17 protein-coding genes are annotated in these 14,613 nt (G+C 42.4%); 8 read left to right on the top strand and 9 right to left on the bottom strand.

The features are described from left to right. Positions 1-20: 20 nt before the first annotated feature. The 4 genes from EJ103_RS13045 to EJ103_RS13030 all read right to left on the bottom strand — a co-directional run bounded on the left by EJ103_RS13045 (position 21) and on the right by EJ103_RS13030 (position 1,278). A complete protein-coding gene (locus EJ103_RS13045; RefSeq protein ID WP_004586100.1) occupies positions 21-257 on the bottom strand; it encodes a calcium-binding protein in 237 nt (78 codons plus the stop codon). An 8-nt stretch (positions 258-265) separates the two neighbouring features. After that, positions 266-502 carry a calcium dependent protein gene (locus EJ103_RS13040; protein ID WP_024033183.1) on the bottom strand — a complete coding sequence of 79 codons (237 nt, stop codon included), beginning with the start codon at positions 500-502 and terminating at the stop codon, positions 266-268. 289 nt (positions 503-791) lie between these two features. Next, the gene (locus EJ103_RS13035) at positions 792-1,019 is read right to left on the bottom strand and encodes a hypothetical protein (protein ID WP_004586102.1); all 228 of its coding nucleotides are present in this window, start codon (positions 1,017-1,019) and stop codon (positions 792-794) included. Positions 1,020-1,044: 25 nt separating this feature from the next. Beyond that, entirely contained in the window at positions 1,045-1,278 is a 234-nt protein-coding gene (locus EJ103_RS13030; RefSeq protein ID WP_004586103.1) for a calcium dependent protein, read from the bottom strand. Positions 1,279-1,579: 301 nt separating this feature from the next. Here EJ103_RS13030 and EJ103_RS13025 point away from each other — a divergent pair, with 301 nt between their 5' ends. From EJ103_RS13025 to EJ103_RS13010, 4 genes are read left to right on the top strand one after another with little or no spacing between them, the layout of a single operon-like run. Beyond that, entirely contained in the window at positions 1,580-3,031 is a 1,452-nt protein-coding gene (locus EJ103_RS13025) for a HAMP domain-containing sensor histidine kinase (RefSeq protein WP_126008029.1), read from the top strand. Between the two features lie 4 nt (positions 3,032-3,035). Continuing rightward, entirely contained in the window at positions 3,036-3,557 is a 522-nt protein-coding gene (locus tag EJ103_RS13020) for a hypothetical protein (RefSeq protein WP_024033179.1), read from the top strand. A gap of 2 nt (positions 3,558-3,559) precedes the next feature. After that, on the top strand, positions 3,560-4,909 hold the full coding sequence (locus EJ103_RS13015) for a sigma 54-interacting transcriptional regulator (protein ID WP_055252807.1): 1,350 nt from the start codon (positions 3,560-3,562) through the stop codon (positions 4,907-4,909). Positions 4,910-4,929: 20 nt separating this feature from the next. Then, positions 4,930-5,430, top strand: a complete 501-nt coding sequence (locus EJ103_RS13010) for a DUF1543 domain-containing protein (protein WP_126008027.1) — start codon at positions 4,930-4,932, stop codon at positions 5,428-5,430. Positions 5,431-5,438: 8 nt separating this feature from the next. On the opposite strand, the gene EJ103_RS13005 is transcribed toward EJ103_RS13010, so the two are convergent. Then, positions 5,439-5,666 carry a hypothetical protein gene (locus EJ103_RS13005; protein ID WP_004586108.1) on the bottom strand — a complete coding sequence of 76 codons (228 nt, stop codon included), beginning with the start codon at positions 5,664-5,666 and terminating at the stop codon, positions 5,439-5,441. Positions 5,667-5,791: 125 nt separating this feature from the next. Between EJ103_RS13005 and EJ103_RS13000 the strand changes: the two genes are divergently transcribed. Then, positions 5,792-7,042, top strand: coding sequence for a multifunctional CCA addition/repair protein (locus tag EJ103_RS13000; protein WP_029773901.1), 1,251 nt, complete (start codon positions 5,792-5,794; stop codon positions 7,040-7,042). 8 nt (positions 7,043-7,050) lie between these two features. On the opposite strand, the gene EJ103_RS20165 is transcribed toward EJ103_RS13000, so the two are convergent. From EJ103_RS20165 to pdsR, 3 genes are all read right to left on the bottom strand, one after another. Continuing rightward, positions 7,051-7,215 (bottom strand): hypothetical protein, encoded by a 165-nt coding sequence (locus tag EJ103_RS20165; RefSeq protein ID WP_024033174.1) that lies wholly within the window; start codon positions 7,213-7,215, stop codon positions 7,051-7,053. Between the two features lie 141 nt (positions 7,216-7,356). Continuing rightward, on the bottom strand, positions 7,357-9,492 hold the full coding sequence (gene pdsS / locus EJ103_RS12995; protein ID WP_126008026.1) for a proteobacterial dedicated sortase system histidine kinase: 2,136 nt from the start codon (positions 9,490-9,492) through the stop codon (positions 7,357-7,359). After that, on the bottom strand, positions 9,492-10,181 hold the full coding sequence (pdsR, locus tag EJ103_RS12990) for a proteobacterial dedicated sortase system response regulator (RefSeq protein WP_004586111.1): 690 nt from the start codon (positions 10,179-10,181) through the stop codon (positions 9,492-9,494). The genes pdsS and pdsR overlap by 1 nt, the downstream gene beginning before the upstream one ends. A gap of 200 nt (positions 10,182-10,381) precedes the next feature. On the opposite strand from pdsR, the gene pdsO reads away from it, so the two are divergent. The 3 genes from pdsO to EJ103_RS12975 are packed head-to-tail and all read left to right on the top strand — an operon-like array spanning position 10,382 to position 13,738. Beyond that, positions 10,382-11,113, top strand: coding sequence for a sortase-associated OmpA-like protein PdsO (gene pdsO / locus EJ103_RS12985; protein WP_126008024.1), 732 nt, complete (start codon positions 10,382-10,384; stop codon positions 11,111-11,113). Positions 11,114-11,159: 46 nt separating this feature from the next. Beyond that, positions 11,160-13,142, top strand: a complete 1,983-nt coding sequence (locus EJ103_RS12980) for a marine proteobacterial sortase target protein (RefSeq protein ID WP_126008022.1) — start codon at positions 11,160-11,162, stop codon at positions 13,140-13,142. Further along, complete coding sequence (locus EJ103_RS12975) at positions 13,139-13,738, top strand: class GN sortase (RefSeq protein ID WP_126008020.1); 600 nt, start codon at positions 13,139-13,141, stop codon at positions 13,736-13,738. The genes EJ103_RS12980 and EJ103_RS12975 overlap by 4 nt, the downstream gene beginning before the upstream one ends. On the opposite strand, the gene EJ103_RS12970 is transcribed toward EJ103_RS12975, so the two are convergent. Further along, positions 13,627-14,592: a DMT family transporter gene (locus EJ103_RS12970; protein ID WP_004586115.1), complete on the bottom strand. Its 966-nt coding sequence runs from the start codon at positions 14,590-14,592 to the stop codon at positions 13,627-13,629. The two genes, EJ103_RS12975 and EJ103_RS12970, sit on opposite strands and share 112 nt — an antisense overlap. Positions 14,593-14,613: the final 21 nt, after the last annotated feature.

Genomic DNA, 14,613 nt, shown 5'->3' with positions numbered 1-14,613 from the left:
CTTACGCTTATAAAAAAGAGTTACTTACTGGCGTATATGCCATATTCCGAAAGGGTAAGTCTGCCGTCTTTATCTTTATCATAACTTGAAAAACGCGACCAAAGGGCGGGGTCAATGGCAGTTTCTGAACGGGTTAAAAAGCCATCGTGGTTACGGTCAAACTTTTCAAATTTATCGGCAACTTCTGTACTTTGGCCAAGGCTTACATCGCTAAAAAGGCCCAGCGCAACAAGCGCTAAATAGCTTACGGTCTTCATACTTATACTCAGTAAAGGTTATTGGTTAAATAGTCTTTAAACTCAAGAAGCGAGATTTGTTTGTCTTGGTTTTTATCCCAGCGAGTAAAGGTGCTGAGTAGCTGAGGCTGTGGCTCTAATTCGTCTTCTGTTAAGAAGCCGCTTTTATTGGCATCAAGGTGATCAAAACGTTGTTTAACATCTAACGCAACAGCATTAAAGCTGATCATGGTAATAGCGATAACACTAAAAAAAACACACTTCATGGTTTTCCTTCCAACATACAGTGTTTGTAGATTAATAAAAAAAGCACTTGCCATAATTTAACTTCCCAACATTAAATCCGTTTACACATTCCCTCAGGGATTATGGCAAATGCTTTTGAAACCTACCTTACTAGGTAAAAGCTTAAGTAAAACTTAATTAACTTCAGCTGTGGATAATAAATCTATTTTAAGCAGCTCGTTTTAGCGCTAACGGCTTAAAATTTCTAGCCAGAGAAAAAGATTTAAACATCGTTACTATTGAGTTTGTTATTAAAGCGCTTAATCACAATCAAGGTTTAAAATTTTGAAACTCTTCTTTAGAAATTTTCTTGTCTTGGTTTTCGTCTAAATCGGCAAATTGCCTCATTACTTCTTTATCTTGTTTGGCTTCTGCAAGCGATACTGCTCCATCCATATCTTTGTCTAAATGAGCAAAGCGAATGTTGACAGAAGAGGCTAAAGCCGTGGCGCTAATGGCTAAAAACATTAATGCAAATGCTGCGATAAGTTGTTTCATAATCATGTTCCCTAATTAAATGAATTTACTGAATAAACTTTTTGAATTCACTTAGCGACAACTGGCCATCTTGGTTAGTGTCTATTTGTGAAAAGTTTTCGTGTAGTACGGCATCTTCACCCGCTTCTGATTCGCTAAGTGTGCCGTTACTGTCTTTATCTAGCTCATTAAATGTAGCTTGAACGTCCATAGCTATTGCATCTGTGCCCATAAACCCAAAAGCCAGCATGGGTAAAATTACTAAAAAGCGGTTGTTCATTTAATTTCCTTATTGATTAAAGTTGCACTCACTATTACAAAAATGGTGCCAATTTAAATAGGTATTTAAAATCAATGGCTTATGTTTTTTATGGGGCGCTGGTCGGAATTTTTTACTTAAATGTGTGTTATTTTTGCAACAGGCGGTACGTGCTATTAGTCGTTAATATAGTTATCAATAGCTTAGTGTGTTGCTAAATGGCAACAGGAGGGTATATTGGGTTAAACATAGAAGTTGATTCAGCGAGAGTATAAGGTAAGTAACTAAAATAGGGCGCTTAAAATAATAAAAGGAAATGATAATGCCTGTAACGTTGGCTAAAAAGTATCGTGCAATGCTTAATTGGCGGCCTAACTTAATAGGTCAGTTTATAATTAGTATGCTGCTGTCGTTACTGCCGCTTAGTTTGGTGGTTATTGTTTTTTTAAATGCGTTAAACAAACAGCTCGCTGTTACCCAGCTTATTGTCAGTAATAATTACCAAGTTACTAAGTCGTTTAATTTTTTAAAGCAAGAGCTTAATAGCCTAGAGCGGGCAACGCGACAAAACTGGGTGTTAAAAAGCGAGTCGCTCGACACGTTAATAAACGAAAAATGGCAATCCTCCTTACAAACAATCGACACGCTCAGCCAAGCCAGTGCCACACAGCAATACACTATGCAGTGGCGCCGCTTAGCAAAAACATTGCGTAGCACTCATCAAGCTTTAATTGAAAATAACCAACAAGATGCTGCATTATTTGTGCCTATTAGCGATTTAGTGGCTGAGCTTACGGTGTGGTTGCGCGATACGAATGCAGCGCAAATACAAAACAACCAAAGTGAATTAAGTACTTTACAAAGCTCGTTTATCAACTGGTTAGTGGCGCTTATTCCGCTTACTTTACTAGTGGGCGGGGGCTTTTTATGGCGCATAAGTAAGCGCTTAAAAGGGCTTACGTCGGTAATAGATGGACTAGGACAAGGCCACTGGCAGCAAAAAATTGCAGTGCAAGGCTCAAGTGAGCTCGTGGAATTAGGCGAAAAACTACAATGGGTGCAAGAGCAGCTACATATGCTTGAGCAACAAAAAGATACCTTTTTACGCCATGTAACCCACGAGCTTAAAACGCCGTTGGCTTCAATGGTCGAGGGCACCGATTTACTTAGCGATGAAATAGTCGGCCCCATTACAAAAGAGCAGCAAGCCGTACTGGAGCTTATTAGCCAATCTATGGTGCGTCTGCGTACTATGATTGACAGCCTACTTAGTTATAACGCTATCAGAACCAGTAAAGACAGCGTTAGCGAAGTCGAATTTGGCAATTTAATAAATAAAATAAACAGCCATTTTGAGCACCGCTTAACGGCTAAGCAGCAACGCTTAAATTGGCACAACAGCATAACAAAACAGCCACTTGCATTACCCGCAGAGCTGATAGAAATGACCCTCATTCAGCTCATTTCTAATGCGTTAAAATTTTCAAATACAGGACAAAGTGTTGATGTAACCTTAGCACTTGAGCAAAAGCTACTAACAATACAAGTGCGCGATGAAGGCTGTGGTATTAAAGAGCAAGAAAAAACCCAGATATTCAGCGCATTTTACCAAGGCAAGCATAATAAAGATGTTACGCTGCAAGGCAGTGGCTTAGGTTTAACCATAGTAAAAGAGTCGGTTGAGCAATTGCAAGGCCAGCTTAGTGTTGAGCATAACCAGCCCCAAGGCTGCTTATTTACAATAAAAATACCTTTAATTAATCAAGGAGTTTAATAGCATGCGTACGCGTTTAATAGCTATTTTATGTGTGCTCAGTAGTACGGTTGTTTTAGCTGGGTGTGAAACAAATAACACACAAACAGCAGCAGTGTCGCAGGAGGTTGAGCCTGCAAAAAATACGGTGCCAAATCCTAAAAAGCGCCCTAAAAGTGACCCCGTTTACCCCAGCGCAGAACGTGTTGTTGCATGGCATGCTAATCAATGTGGCGGTTTTAAAGTAAAGCCAAGCCTACATACTTATTTAGGTGAAAAAGAGCTAAAACGTTTTTTTAAATTCATGTGTGTTAACACCTCAAGTGCACCAGAGGAGGTGATGACACGATTACAAAAACTCGATTTAGCCTACTTCTGGCCTGAGCCAATAAAACAATATTTATGGCTTCAAAAGCAGCATGTTACTCGGCAGATAAATGCCCTAAAAGAGCAACAGGCGTTAAATGACAAAATGCAGCAAACGTTATCGTCTTTAGCCACCATAGAGCAGCAGCTGTTACTACGCGAAGACACTAAGGAGCAGTAATTATGGCAACACACACACCACAAGGTGCAAAAGTATTACTCGTTGATGACGATGCAAGTTTACTTAAATTACTCGCGCTAAGAATCGAGTCTAAAGGGTATGACGTAACAACCTGTGAAAGCGGCATACTTGCATTACAAATTCTTAAAAACCAAGTGTTTGATGCAGTTATAACAGATCTGCGTATGGACGAAATGGACGGCATGGCCTTACATCGCCAATTACAAAGCCGCTACCCAGCACTGCCGGTGATAATGATGACTGCGCATGGCTCTATACCCGATGCGGTGGAGGCGACAAAACAAGGTATTTTTGCGTTTATTACAAAACCGGTAGATAAAGACGAGCTGTTTGACAGCCTAGCCAAAGCCATTGAAATACATGGCGTAAACGCAGAAGAATCGCCCCAAAAAAGCAATATAGTAACGCGCAGTGGCGCTATGTTGCACCTCCTTGAGCAAGTAAAGTTACTGGGGCCAACCCAAGTAAATGTGCTTATTTCAGGCGCCAGCGGCACAGGTAAGGAGCTGCTGGCTCAGGCGATTCATCAACACAGCCATGTAAGCGAAGGACCTTTTGTGGCCATTAACTGTGGCGCAGTGCCTGGGGAGCTTTTAGAGTCAGAGTTATTTGGCCATAAAAAAGGCGCATTTACAGGGGCGGTGAAAGATCACCAAGGTTTATTTCAGCAAGCTCAAGGCGGCACCTTATTTTTAGATGAAATTGGCGATATGCCGCTTAATTTACAAGTTAAGTTACTGCGTGTACTACAAGAAAAAACCATACGCCCGGTGGGCTTTCAAGAAGAAATTCCTATTGATGTGCGCATTGTATCGGCCACTCACAAAAATTTACCCGATGCGATTAGCAATCAACAATTTAGGGAAGATTTATACTACCGCCTAAATGTTGTTAATTTAAAATTACCGCCGCTGTGTGAGCGCCGAGAAGACATAAGCCTGCTCGCTCAGCACTTTAGCGCAAGTATTGCTAAACGTATGAACCAAAAAGAAAAGCGCTTTGCAAACGATGCCATGCATGCGCTGGTACGTTACGACTGGCCTGGGAATATACGCCAGTTACAAAATGTTGTAGAGCAAGTGGTCGCATTGAGCGCCAGCGAGGTAATTTCTGCACACTTAGTGTTAAACGCACTTAACTCAAACCAAGCCAGTGCAGAGCCGCTTTCTCTAAATGATGCCAAAAAAGAGTTTGAGCGCGATTATGTAATAAACACCCTCAAAATGGCCGGCGGTAACGTAGCCGAAGGCGCAAAGCTTGCCAAACGTAATCGTTCGGATTTTTATAAGTTAATAAAAAAACACAATATTGATGTCGATAATTTAGTGTAATTTAAGAGTAAGGTTATTAAATGCAGTTATTTATGGTGTATCTAGGCGGGCGAATTCAAGGCTGCCACATAGAAATGCACGATATTCGCTTTGTCGTAGGGCAAAGCATTGAGCAAACCTACTCAAAGCTAAAAAGCCAATGGGTGGGCGATAAAAACAATGTGCATATGGACAGCTACATGGCAATTAACCATATCGACGGTTATAAAGTAGAAGTCGTTGATACCTACGTTGAGCAAAATAAGCAGCTGTATTTTGTTAATTTAGGCGCTTACAGAAGCGACTCTATGGCAGAGCAACACGACTTTGCATTGTATGTTGCCAGTAGCTCAGCAGAGGCCAAGCAGCGCGCTAAAAGCGATTTGCTTGCAGGCCTTAGCCATATTCATAAAGATGATTTACATGATGTAGATGACTGCTTTGCTATAGACCTGCTAGACAGCCAACTAAATATTAAGCTTACACCAAGTGGGCATGCTCAACCAATAAAACCAGATTGGTTTGGGTATTATATTCTTTAACAGTAAAATTAAGAGTCTTGCTCGCTTTGCTCATTGGCTTCGCTTTTAGCTGCCATTTTAAATGCCACAATAACTAGGCCAAACATCGCAAAGGGCAGCGCTGCCAACATGTATTCAACCATGTTGCTATCTTGAAAGTTAGCCTGTAGTAAAAAGTGACCCGCCACGCACATTACAATAACCACAAGTAATATAGGCAGTAGCATAAGTTCTTTTTTTGATGAATGATTTTTCATTGAGTATAAGGCTATTGCTTAAAATAAAGCGCTATTGTAATGAGCTTGCTTAAGCTTGGCAAACTATGGTGATTTTAATGGTATGATCGACATCAAATAACCACCCAGTGTGATTAGGATAAACAGTGAAACACAACCTTAAGCAAGTTTACCTTGTTGGTGGCGCGGTACGCGACCAGCTACTTAATATAGCATCAAAAGATAACGACTATGTTGTTATAGGCGAAACACCCCAAACTATGGAGTCGCTTGGTTTTGTGCCTATAGGAAGTGATTTTCCGGTTTATTTACACCCAAAAACAAAAGAAGAATACGCCTTGGGTCGCACCGAGCGAAAAAGCGGTAAAGGCTATACCGGCTTTGTGGTAGATGCCAGCCCTAATGTCACCCTTGAAGAAGATTTAGCACGGCGCGATTTAACCATAAACTCAATGGCACTTGATGAAAACGGCACCGTTATTGACCCTTTTAATGGCCAAAGCGATTTGCACAATAAAATACTGCGCCACACCACAGAAGCCTTTGTAGAAGACCCGGTAAGGGTATTACGCATAGCGCGTTTTTTAGCACGCTACGGAAGCGAATGGCGTATTCACCCAAGTACTTATGCATTAATGCGTGAGCTTAAAAACAAAGGTGAGCTTAATCATTTAGTGCCCGAGCGCGTCTGGCTCGAAACCGAAAAAGCGCTGGGTGAAAAACACCCTGAACTGTATTTCCAAGCACTACATGGCTTAGGTATTTTCCCAGAAATAGAGAGTATGCAAGGGGTGCCGCAACCTGCAAACCACCACCCTGAAGGCGATGTGTTTGTTCATACTATGTTGGTACTTAGGCGCGCTGCCGATTTAAACTTTAATTTAGAAACACGGTTTGCGGCATTAACCCATGATTTTGGTAAGGCCTTGAGCTTTAAAAAACGCGGTAATTTACGCGGCCATGAACGCGAAGGGGTAGCCGTAGTAGAAAAGTTTTGTGAGCGTTTAAAAGTGCCTAATCGTTTTCGCGATATTGGCGTACTCACCAGCGATAATCACACCTTATGCCATACGCTTGAGCAATTAAGGCCGCAAACGATTCATAAATTAATTGTTACTAATTTAAATGCATTAGTGCACCCAGAGCGATTTATTGCGTTTACCCAAGCATGCCAATGTGATGCGCAAGGGCGCGGAGAAACACTTGTAAATAAGCCCTATCCGCAAGGGGCTAAGCTGCGTGCAATTTTTAATGAATTACAAAAAATGGATAAAAAGCAGGTAGTACAAACTGCACTTAAAAATGGCAAAAAAGGCCCAGAAATAGGCGAAGAGGTAAAACTGGCAGAAATAAACTGCATTAAAGCGTTTTTACAAAACGAGCAAGCAACGCAATAGGCAATACCCTAGCTGAGGTATTCAGACACGCCTTCGTTTTTAACTTGTTCTGGCTGTCGTAAGTTTTTATATGTAGAGGTGGCAGGCTCTGAAGGCAAGCTAGGTGCTTGCTCTTGGGGCCTGTATAGATCAAAAATAAATTCGATCTCTTCACGCTCAAGTGGGTTGTTCATGATCTATTCTCCTTAATTAGCGTTCAGGGTATGGCTGTCTGACTGAATTAAAAGTGAATAGTTACATTTTAAGTTGTAGTAATTTGTAATCGATGTGCAAAAAATAAGGGCGGCTCAGCAGGGCGCCACTTTATGCACAGCCTAGCTTTGTAAAGGCAGGGTTACTTTAAACACCACGCCATTACCGCGCTCATTATTCTGCGCAGTGACACTGCCTTTATGGTAATCACACACCAGCCTTACAATATAAAGCCCTAAACCTAAGTGCGGCTGTTGCTGCATTTGCTGGCTGCGTACCGACACCATAGAATCAAAAATATGCTCAGTTAGCCCTGCAGGAAGAGAGGGGCCTGTATTACTCACTGTTAATATTGCTTTATTTTCGCTCTGCTTAAGATCTACATTAATAGCCGTATTTGCTTCACTAAATTCCAGCGCATTATTAATAAGCTTATCAAGTAGCTGAGCTATAAATTCGGGGGCACCTTGCATAGGTAAAGCGCTTTGGCATACATCAAGCTCAAATAACTGCTCTGGGTAAGTAAGCTGGTAGCCTTGCATACAGCCATTAATTACTTTTTGTAAATCAAACGGCTCGCTCTCGTTGCTTTGAATGCTTTGTTCAAGGCGCGTGGCTTCGCTCATGGTGGTTATTATTTTACCTAAGCGCTCAACCCCTTCACTAGCTCGCTCTAGGTATTTTTGGCTAAGCTCATTTTGCTCCAAGCTTTGTAGGTTTTCTAAAGAAGAGCGAACCACAGCCACAGGTGTACGTAGCTCATGAGATAACCGCGATGACATATTTTCTAAATAATTAGTGTACCCGCCTAAGCGGCCAACAATATTGGCAAAACTTCGTGAAAGGTCGCCTATTTCATCGTTTGAGTCGCTGTAATTAATACTGCCGGTAATGCGCCCTTGGGCATCAATGGCTTGCTCTGCGGTGTCGCGCAGTCGCCTAATGCGGCTCGAAATACGCGAGGCAAAAAAGAACAACGTAACGGTGCCAATTAGCATCACCGCTAAAATAACGTTAAAAAGCTTTTCCAGCGATTTATTACGCAGGGTGCGTACACCGTTAGTGGTTTCCTCGGCGATTACTGCGCCAATCACTTTATCTTCTATCCAAATAGGGTAAGCCGCCGATAAAATAACGGCTTTACTGTCGGGGGTTAACCGCCAAGACGACGCTGGTTGCCCCTTCAGTGCCTTAGCTAAATGCGTGCCTTGCATTGAGGCAACATCGTGCAGGGTATCTAAAAATTCGTTTTCGGGGCGAGTTAAAATTTTATAATAAAGCGGGTGCAAATACGTTTGCTCAAAGCGTTGCCAGGCATTTTTAGGCGGCTGGTTTTTAAGGCCGTCGGCCCATACGCCATCGGCATTTTGAATTGTGCCTGACTGCGCTAATACGCGATGATGATTATCAACCACCCAAATACGGCTACCACTGTGACCCATACCTTTTAAAATTCGGTTAATTTCTGGTGAGGGCACCAATACCGAGCCTAAATCGCTTGGGTTATTTAAATTAGAGGTCGACATTGTTTTAAAATCGAGCGACGCTTTTTTTGTGTCAATATCGACCACGGCAAAGCCTAGCTTGTTACCAAGCATATTTATAGGAAAGCGCAGCTCTACGTTATATCCCGATTCAGTGCGTATAAAATAGCCCTGAATTTTTGTAAACGGTGTTTTGGTATTAGCATCAAACGCATTTACCCAGCCATCTTGGCGTGGGGCAATAATGTACGTATTAAAATTTCCGGCTGGGCTTTTTAGGCCAAGTATTAAATGGTCGTTATTAGTAATGCTTAAACTATTTTTAGCACGATATACAAGGTGATCGTCAGTTACTTTAAACACGGCATATAAATAGTTATCAAATTTTCCAACCATATGATCAAACGATAAATCCTCAGCTTTATGCTCCTTGTCTGCTTTTTGTAAATAGCGTTTATCGTAATGCCAAAAGAGTGGTTGATAGCTTTGCCAGTCGCTCAGTTTGCCATCGAGTTGAATGGCATTTTTAAGATTGTACGCATATAAGTCGCGCCCTTTTACTACCTGATCTAAAAAGTTGGTTTGCTCATCAAAAAGGGCTGGGCGTTCATGCAGGGCGGTGGCGAGCGCCCGTGTGGTGCCTACGAGGGTTTTTTCTTGGCCTTGGCGTAAAAACTTTTCCATTTCCCACACGTACTCGTAGCCTAGCCAAGGCAGTAAAAACAAAAAACACGACAGTAATATAAATTTACTGCGCAGGCCAAATCGTAACATTAGCGTTGTTCCCACCTGTAGCCCATGCCGTACACCGTATCTATGCAGTCAAAGTTGTTATCAAGGGCGATAAACTTTTTACGAATGCGTTTTACATGCGAAGTGATAGTGCTGTCGTCTACGTAAATTTTTGCATCGCTCATTAAATCGTTACGGCTTTTTACATGGCCTGGGCGCTGCGCAAGTGAGTGCAACATCCAAAATTCGGTCACGGTTAAATCAACCAATTGCTGCTGCCAAAATACTTGCATGCGCTGGGTGTCGAGCGTTAACTGGCCGCGTGTAATTAATGCATTGGCATCGGCGGGTTGCTCAAGCGCTTCCATGCGTCTAAATAGCGCGCCTATTCTGGCAGCCAAGTGGGCTAAGCTAATATCTTTTGTTAGGTAGTCATCGGCGCCCATACGCAGGCCACACACAGTATCTATTTCGCTATCGCGGGCGGTTAAAAAAATAATAGGCAGAGTTTTAGAAAGCGTACGCAAGGTTTGGCAAAGCAAAAAACCGCCGTCTATTTCGTGGCCTAAACCAATATCAACAATGGCTAAATCGGGTAGGGCGTCTTTAAATGCAATCTCTGCGCTGACACGGTTAGCAAAACCACTCACTTGGTAACCTTGGGCGCTAAGCATTTCAATATAGTTTTCGCGGATGGCGGTTTCATCTTCAATGATGGCTATTTTTTTCATTCTACTCACCCTTATTTATTTTAAAACGCACTATATCGAAGTTTTTCAGTTATGTACGCTTAAAAAGGCAATTGCCATTTTTTTGCCACAATTGCTCAGCGGTTTGCCATTTTTGCTCCCCTTTGTTGCCACTTGCAGCTGTTTTAATACAACCATCAAAACAAAACATCACAAATTAAAACAAGTTTAAGGATTACATTATGAAGAAGACATTAATCGCATTAACGCTAGTAGCTACAGTGTGTACACCTGCATTTGCAGCAGCCGCCAACACCCCTTCTAAAGAAGCACATAAAGAAACCGCCATTGGCTTAGGTACAGGCGCTATTATTGGTGGTGTCGTTGGTGGGCCAATTGGTGCTTTTATTGGCGCATTTGCCGGGGGGGTAATTGGTGATTCAAAAGTAGCTGATGACAAAATTGCCCAGCAGCAGAGAGCAATAACAGTGATGCAGCAAAAAACCAGTGACTACCAACAGGTACTTAATCAAAACAATAGGCTAGAGCAGCAGTTAGATGTACTAACTAATCAAAATGAGCAACTAACACAATCGCAAATAAATAACTTACTTGCCATGACAGTACAATTTAAAACAGGCTCAAGTGCTATTGCCCCGCACTTTGCTACGCAGTTAGACCAGCTTGTGGTGCTGTTAAAAAATCAGCCGCAACTAGCATTAGATTTAAGTGGCTTTGCCGATCAGCGTGGTGATGAGCAAGCGAATCTTTTATTGTCTAAAAAACGTGTAAACGCAGTGCAAAGTTACCTTATAAAGCACGGTATTAGCCATACACGTTTAAGTGCGCACGCTTTTGGCGAGCAACAAACATTAGCGCGCAGCAATACCGTAGAAGATAACTTTTTTGATCGACGCGTAACACTTACTACCCGCTCAATAAACCCAGTAAATGGCCAAACGGCAAGTAACTAAAGCCACTTTTATTTGAGTAAAGTTAAGCGTTCGATGGAGTGATTTTATGTTGAGTAACCCAACCAAAATGCTTACTAAAGTAAGCATTTTTATTTTCTTAGTGGCTGTGCTTCTGGTTAGTTTTAATAGCCGTGCACAGTCGCCCAAGCTTGAACTTTTTGACAGCCGCGGCGCATCTGTCGCGCCGGCAATTATATTAAAAAGCGATGCTAACATGACCCTAACCGGGCTGATAAATCACGTGGTTGTTAAGCAAACTTATCAAAACGAAAATCCATTTGCGGTAAATGCGCGTTATGTGTTTCCGCTACCTGATGAAAGCGCCGTGCATGCGATGACGATGCGCATAGGTGAGCGAGTCATAAAAGGCCAAATAGATAAAAAAGTAGAGGCCGAAAAAAAGTATCAGGCAGCTAAAAATGCAGGCAAGCAAGCCGCACTTGTACGCCAGCAGCGCGCTAATATGTTCATTACTAACGTGGCAAATATAGGCCCTGGCGAGCAAATTGTGATAGAGCTTGAATACCAAGAGATCATTGATTATAGCAATGGCACATTTGCTATTCGCTTCCCAAGTACTATTACGCCGCGCTATCACACAATAAGCGCAAATATTGAAGCTGAGCAAACTAGCCTAACCCATGCTCCTCAGGGGTGGTTAAGCCCTGTGTATAGCAAAACGCAGCACAGTGAGGCGCCAAGCAGCCAATTTAGTTTAAATATTGATATAGATGTAGGCTTAGAGCTTGTAGATATAACGTCTAAATTTCATCGTGTAGAAGTACAAAATCCGGCCTTTGGGCAATATACGGTTGCTTTAAATGAGCAAACGGGGGCCAATCGCGACTTTGTACTTGAGTTTAAACCGCTGCAAAAAGAAAGCGCACAAGCAGCATTTTTTACCCAGCAGTTTGAAAACGGCGACCGATACGGGCTTGCTATGCTTATGCCGCCAGCAGATCACTTTACACAAACGCAGCGCCTACCACGCGAAATGGTGTTTGTTGTAGATACCTCAGGCTCTATGCACGGGCAATCTATGGAGCAAGCTAAAAAGGCCCTGTTTTATGCGCTGTCTTTGCTTGATAGCGACGACAGCTTTAACATTATTGGCTTTGATAACGTGGTTACCCCCATGAGCGATAAACCCCTTATTGCTAGTGACTTTAACTTACGCCGCGCTGAGCGCTTTATTTATAGCCTAGAGGCCGATGGTGGTACCGAAATACAAGGTGCGCTTGATGCGGTACTTGATGGCAGCAGCTTTGAAGGCTTTGTACGCCAAGTGGTGTTTTTAACGGATGGCAGTGTAAGTAACGAAGATGCCTTATTTAAAAATATTCAGCATAAATTGGGTGATAGCCGCTTATTTACTGTAGGCATTGGCAGTGCACCCAATAGCTTTTTTATGCGCCGCGCAGCTGATATAGGTAAAGGGTCATTTACGTTTATTGGCAGCACCCATGAGGTGCAGCCTAAAATGCAGCAGTTATTTGATAAGCTTGCTCATCCCGCTATCACTAATTTAGCACTGCGCGATGAAAGCACTCACAATTTAGATTTTTGGCCATCTCCCTTGCCCGATTTATATTTTGGCGAGCCAATAATGGTGGCTATAAAACTAAATGATACAAATCAAATTACGCTTAGTGGGCAAACCGCTCAAGGCCCTTTAAATATAAAGCTAAGCGCACAAAATAGCGCCAGCGCAAAAGGGATTGATAAGCTGTGGGCGCGCCAAAAAATTAAATCGTTGCTTTTGTATAATGACCTTCAGTCAGTTAAAAATGAGGTGCAGGGGCTTGCGCTTACACACCAACTACTGAGCCCGTTTACTGCTTTTATAGCTATTGAACACACTCAAATTAACGAGCCTGCAAAGCAAACGGCACTGGCTAAGAACGCAGCGCCACAAGGACTGGCTATGCGTTTACCACAAACCGATGGGCAAAGCCGACTGTACATATTGCTGGGCTGCATTTTATTACTTGGCTATGGCGCGTTTAAAATAAACCGAGGGCTTAAATGAAAAAGTGGCTAAGTGCGGGCTTATTAATCGCCGGGCTGGGGCTGTTTTCTCATGGTGCTTATATGCAAGCTAAGGCATGGCTTGCCCAAGTATTAATAGAGCAGGCCTGGCAAGAGGCGCTTATTACGCCACACGCTCGTGTTAAACCGTGGTTTTACGCCGACAGCTTTGTAACCGCGCAGCTTAACTGGCCTAAGTATAATAAAGTGCTTAGCGTTTTAGCTGGGGCAAGTGGTCGTAATTTAGCATTTGCACCAAGCCACTTTTTACCAGGGGCAAAGCTTGGAGATAAACATGGCGGTGCGTTAATAGCGGGTCACAACGATACCCACTTTGCATTTTTAAAACACACCAAAGTGGGTGAAACGTTTACGCTGCAGCTGCAAAGCGGCGTAATACAGCATTATAAAGTGAAGGGGATTGAGGTAATTCATCAATCCCAGCAGGCATTTTTACAAACCCCAGGGCTTTATTTATTAACCTGTTACCCTTTTGACTCGCTGGCATCGGGTACTGATTTAAGATGGCTTGTATCGGCTGAGTTGATAGGGTCATCGCCAGCGTCATTAAGCGGTATGTCTACCACCAGCTCTTGATGTCGTTGGCTTATCATCACCCCTGCAAAAACAACAAATATACTCACCCATTGCCAAAAATCGAGTACTTCACCCAAAATAATGGCCGATAAAATAAGCGTAAAAATAGGAATTAAATTTGAATAAGCCGCAGCCGTTAATACCGACACTTTGCCAATTGCATAGTTATACATACCATAGCCACCTAAGGTGACAAACGAGCCTAAATACAAAATGCTCATAAGGGCGGTTAGGTCATGCTGGTTTTCGCTTGGTAAGTCGATAAAAAATAAAAACGGTGCAAAAAACACACTGCCGCTTATGCCCTGTAAAGCAATTAGCGTTAACGGCGAGTAGCGATTGGCTAAGTGCTTAATGCTAATGGTGTAAAACGCCGCGCATACCATGGCCATAAGTTCTAAAAAGTTACCCAATAATGGATTAGGGGCCTGATCGGTATTTGGTGAAAGCAAAGTAAGTAAAATACTGCCGCCAATACACAGGGTAAACCCAATCACAATGGCTTTACTTATATACTCTTTAAGCATAAAAAACGCCATCAACGCCACAATAATAGGCAAACACGAAACAATAACTCCCGCCTGAGAGGCCGAGGTGTATTCCATTGCGTGGCCTTCAAATAAAAAGTACAAGCATGGCTCTGCGAGCGACATACCTAATAAGTACTTCCAATCGCCTTTTAAATACTCAAACCTAATTACATAACGCCATAAACACAGCGATAAAACTAAGGTGGTTAGCATGCGTAAAAATATAACTAGTGCAGGGTCGTAAACGGCAATAGCATACTTAAGTGCAATAAAGGAGCTACCCCATAAAAAGGTAGCAATAATTAGGCATAAACTGGCTGGCATAAATGAAATTTTATCAAATTA

It is taken from the genome of Pseudoalteromonas sp. Xi13 (assembly GCF_003952205.1).
Taxonomy (GTDB): Bacteria; Pseudomonadota; Gammaproteobacteria; order Enterobacterales; family Alteromonadaceae; genus Pseudoalteromonas; species Pseudoalteromonas atlantica.
The sequence above is the reverse complement of the archived record's forward strand: the minus strand, read 5'-3'. Positions and strand labels throughout refer to the sequence as shown.

What these genes read in the sequence shown, in the direction of transcription:
- EJ103_RS13015 (WP_055252807.1), top strand. Translation starts at nt 3,560, where the DNA reads ATGGCAACACACACACCACAAGGTGCAAAAGTATTACTCGTTGATGAC.
- EJ103_RS13040 (WP_024033183.1), bottom strand. Translation starts at nt 502, where the DNA reads ATGAAGTGTGTTTTTTTTAGTGTTATCGCTATTACCATGATCAGCTTT.
- pdsO (WP_126008024.1), top strand. Translation starts at nt 10,382, where the DNA reads ATGAAGAAGACATTAATCGCATTAACGCTAGTAGCTACAGTGTGTACA.
- EJ103_RS20165 (WP_024033174.1), bottom strand. Translation starts at nt 7,215, where the DNA reads ATGAACAACCCACTTGAGCGTGAAGAGATCGAATTTATTTTTGATCTA.
- EJ103_RS13025 (WP_126008029.1), top strand. Translation starts at nt 1,580, where the DNA reads ATGCCTGTAACGTTGGCTAAAAAGTATCGTGCAATGCTTAATTGGCGG.
- EJ103_RS13005 (WP_004586108.1), bottom strand. Translation starts at nt 5,666, where the DNA reads ATGAAAAATCATTCATCAAAAAAAGAACTTATGCTACTGCCTATATTA.
- EJ103_RS12975 (WP_126008020.1), top strand. Translation starts at nt 13,139, where the DNA reads ATGAAAAAGTGGCTAAGTGCGGGCTTATTAATCGCCGGGCTGGGGCTG.
- pdsR (WP_004586111.1), bottom strand. Translation starts at nt 10,181, where the DNA reads ATGAAAAAAATAGCCATCATTGAAGATGAAACCGCCATCCGCGAAAAC.
- EJ103_RS12970 (WP_004586115.1), bottom strand. Translation starts at nt 14,592, where the DNA reads ATGCCAGCCAGTTTATGCCTAATTATTGCTACCTTTTTATGGGGTAGC.
- EJ103_RS13020 (WP_024033179.1), top strand. Translation starts at nt 3,036, where the DNA reads ATGCGTACGCGTTTAATAGCTATTTTATGTGTGCTCAGTAGTACGGTT.
- EJ103_RS13045 (WP_004586100.1), bottom strand. Translation starts at nt 257, where the DNA reads ATGAAGACCGTAAGCTATTTAGCGCTTGTTGCGCTGGGCCTTTTTAGC.
- EJ103_RS13035 (WP_004586102.1), bottom strand. Translation starts at nt 1,019, where the DNA reads ATGAAACAACTTATCGCAGCATTTGCATTAATGTTTTTAGCCATTAGC.
- EJ103_RS13010 (WP_126008027.1), top strand. Translation starts at nt 4,930, where the DNA reads ATGCAGTTATTTATGGTGTATCTAGGCGGGCGAATTCAAGGCTGCCAC.
- pdsS (WP_126008026.1), bottom strand. Translation starts at nt 9,492, where the DNA reads ATGTTACGATTTGGCCTGCGCAGTAAATTTATATTACTGTCGTGTTTT.
- EJ103_RS12980 (WP_126008022.1), top strand. Translation starts at nt 11,160, where the DNA reads ATGTTGAGTAACCCAACCAAAATGCTTACTAAAGTAAGCATTTTTATT.
- EJ103_RS13030 (WP_004586103.1), bottom strand. Translation starts at nt 1,278, where the DNA reads ATGAACAACCGCTTTTTAGTAATTTTACCCATGCTGGCTTTTGGGTTT.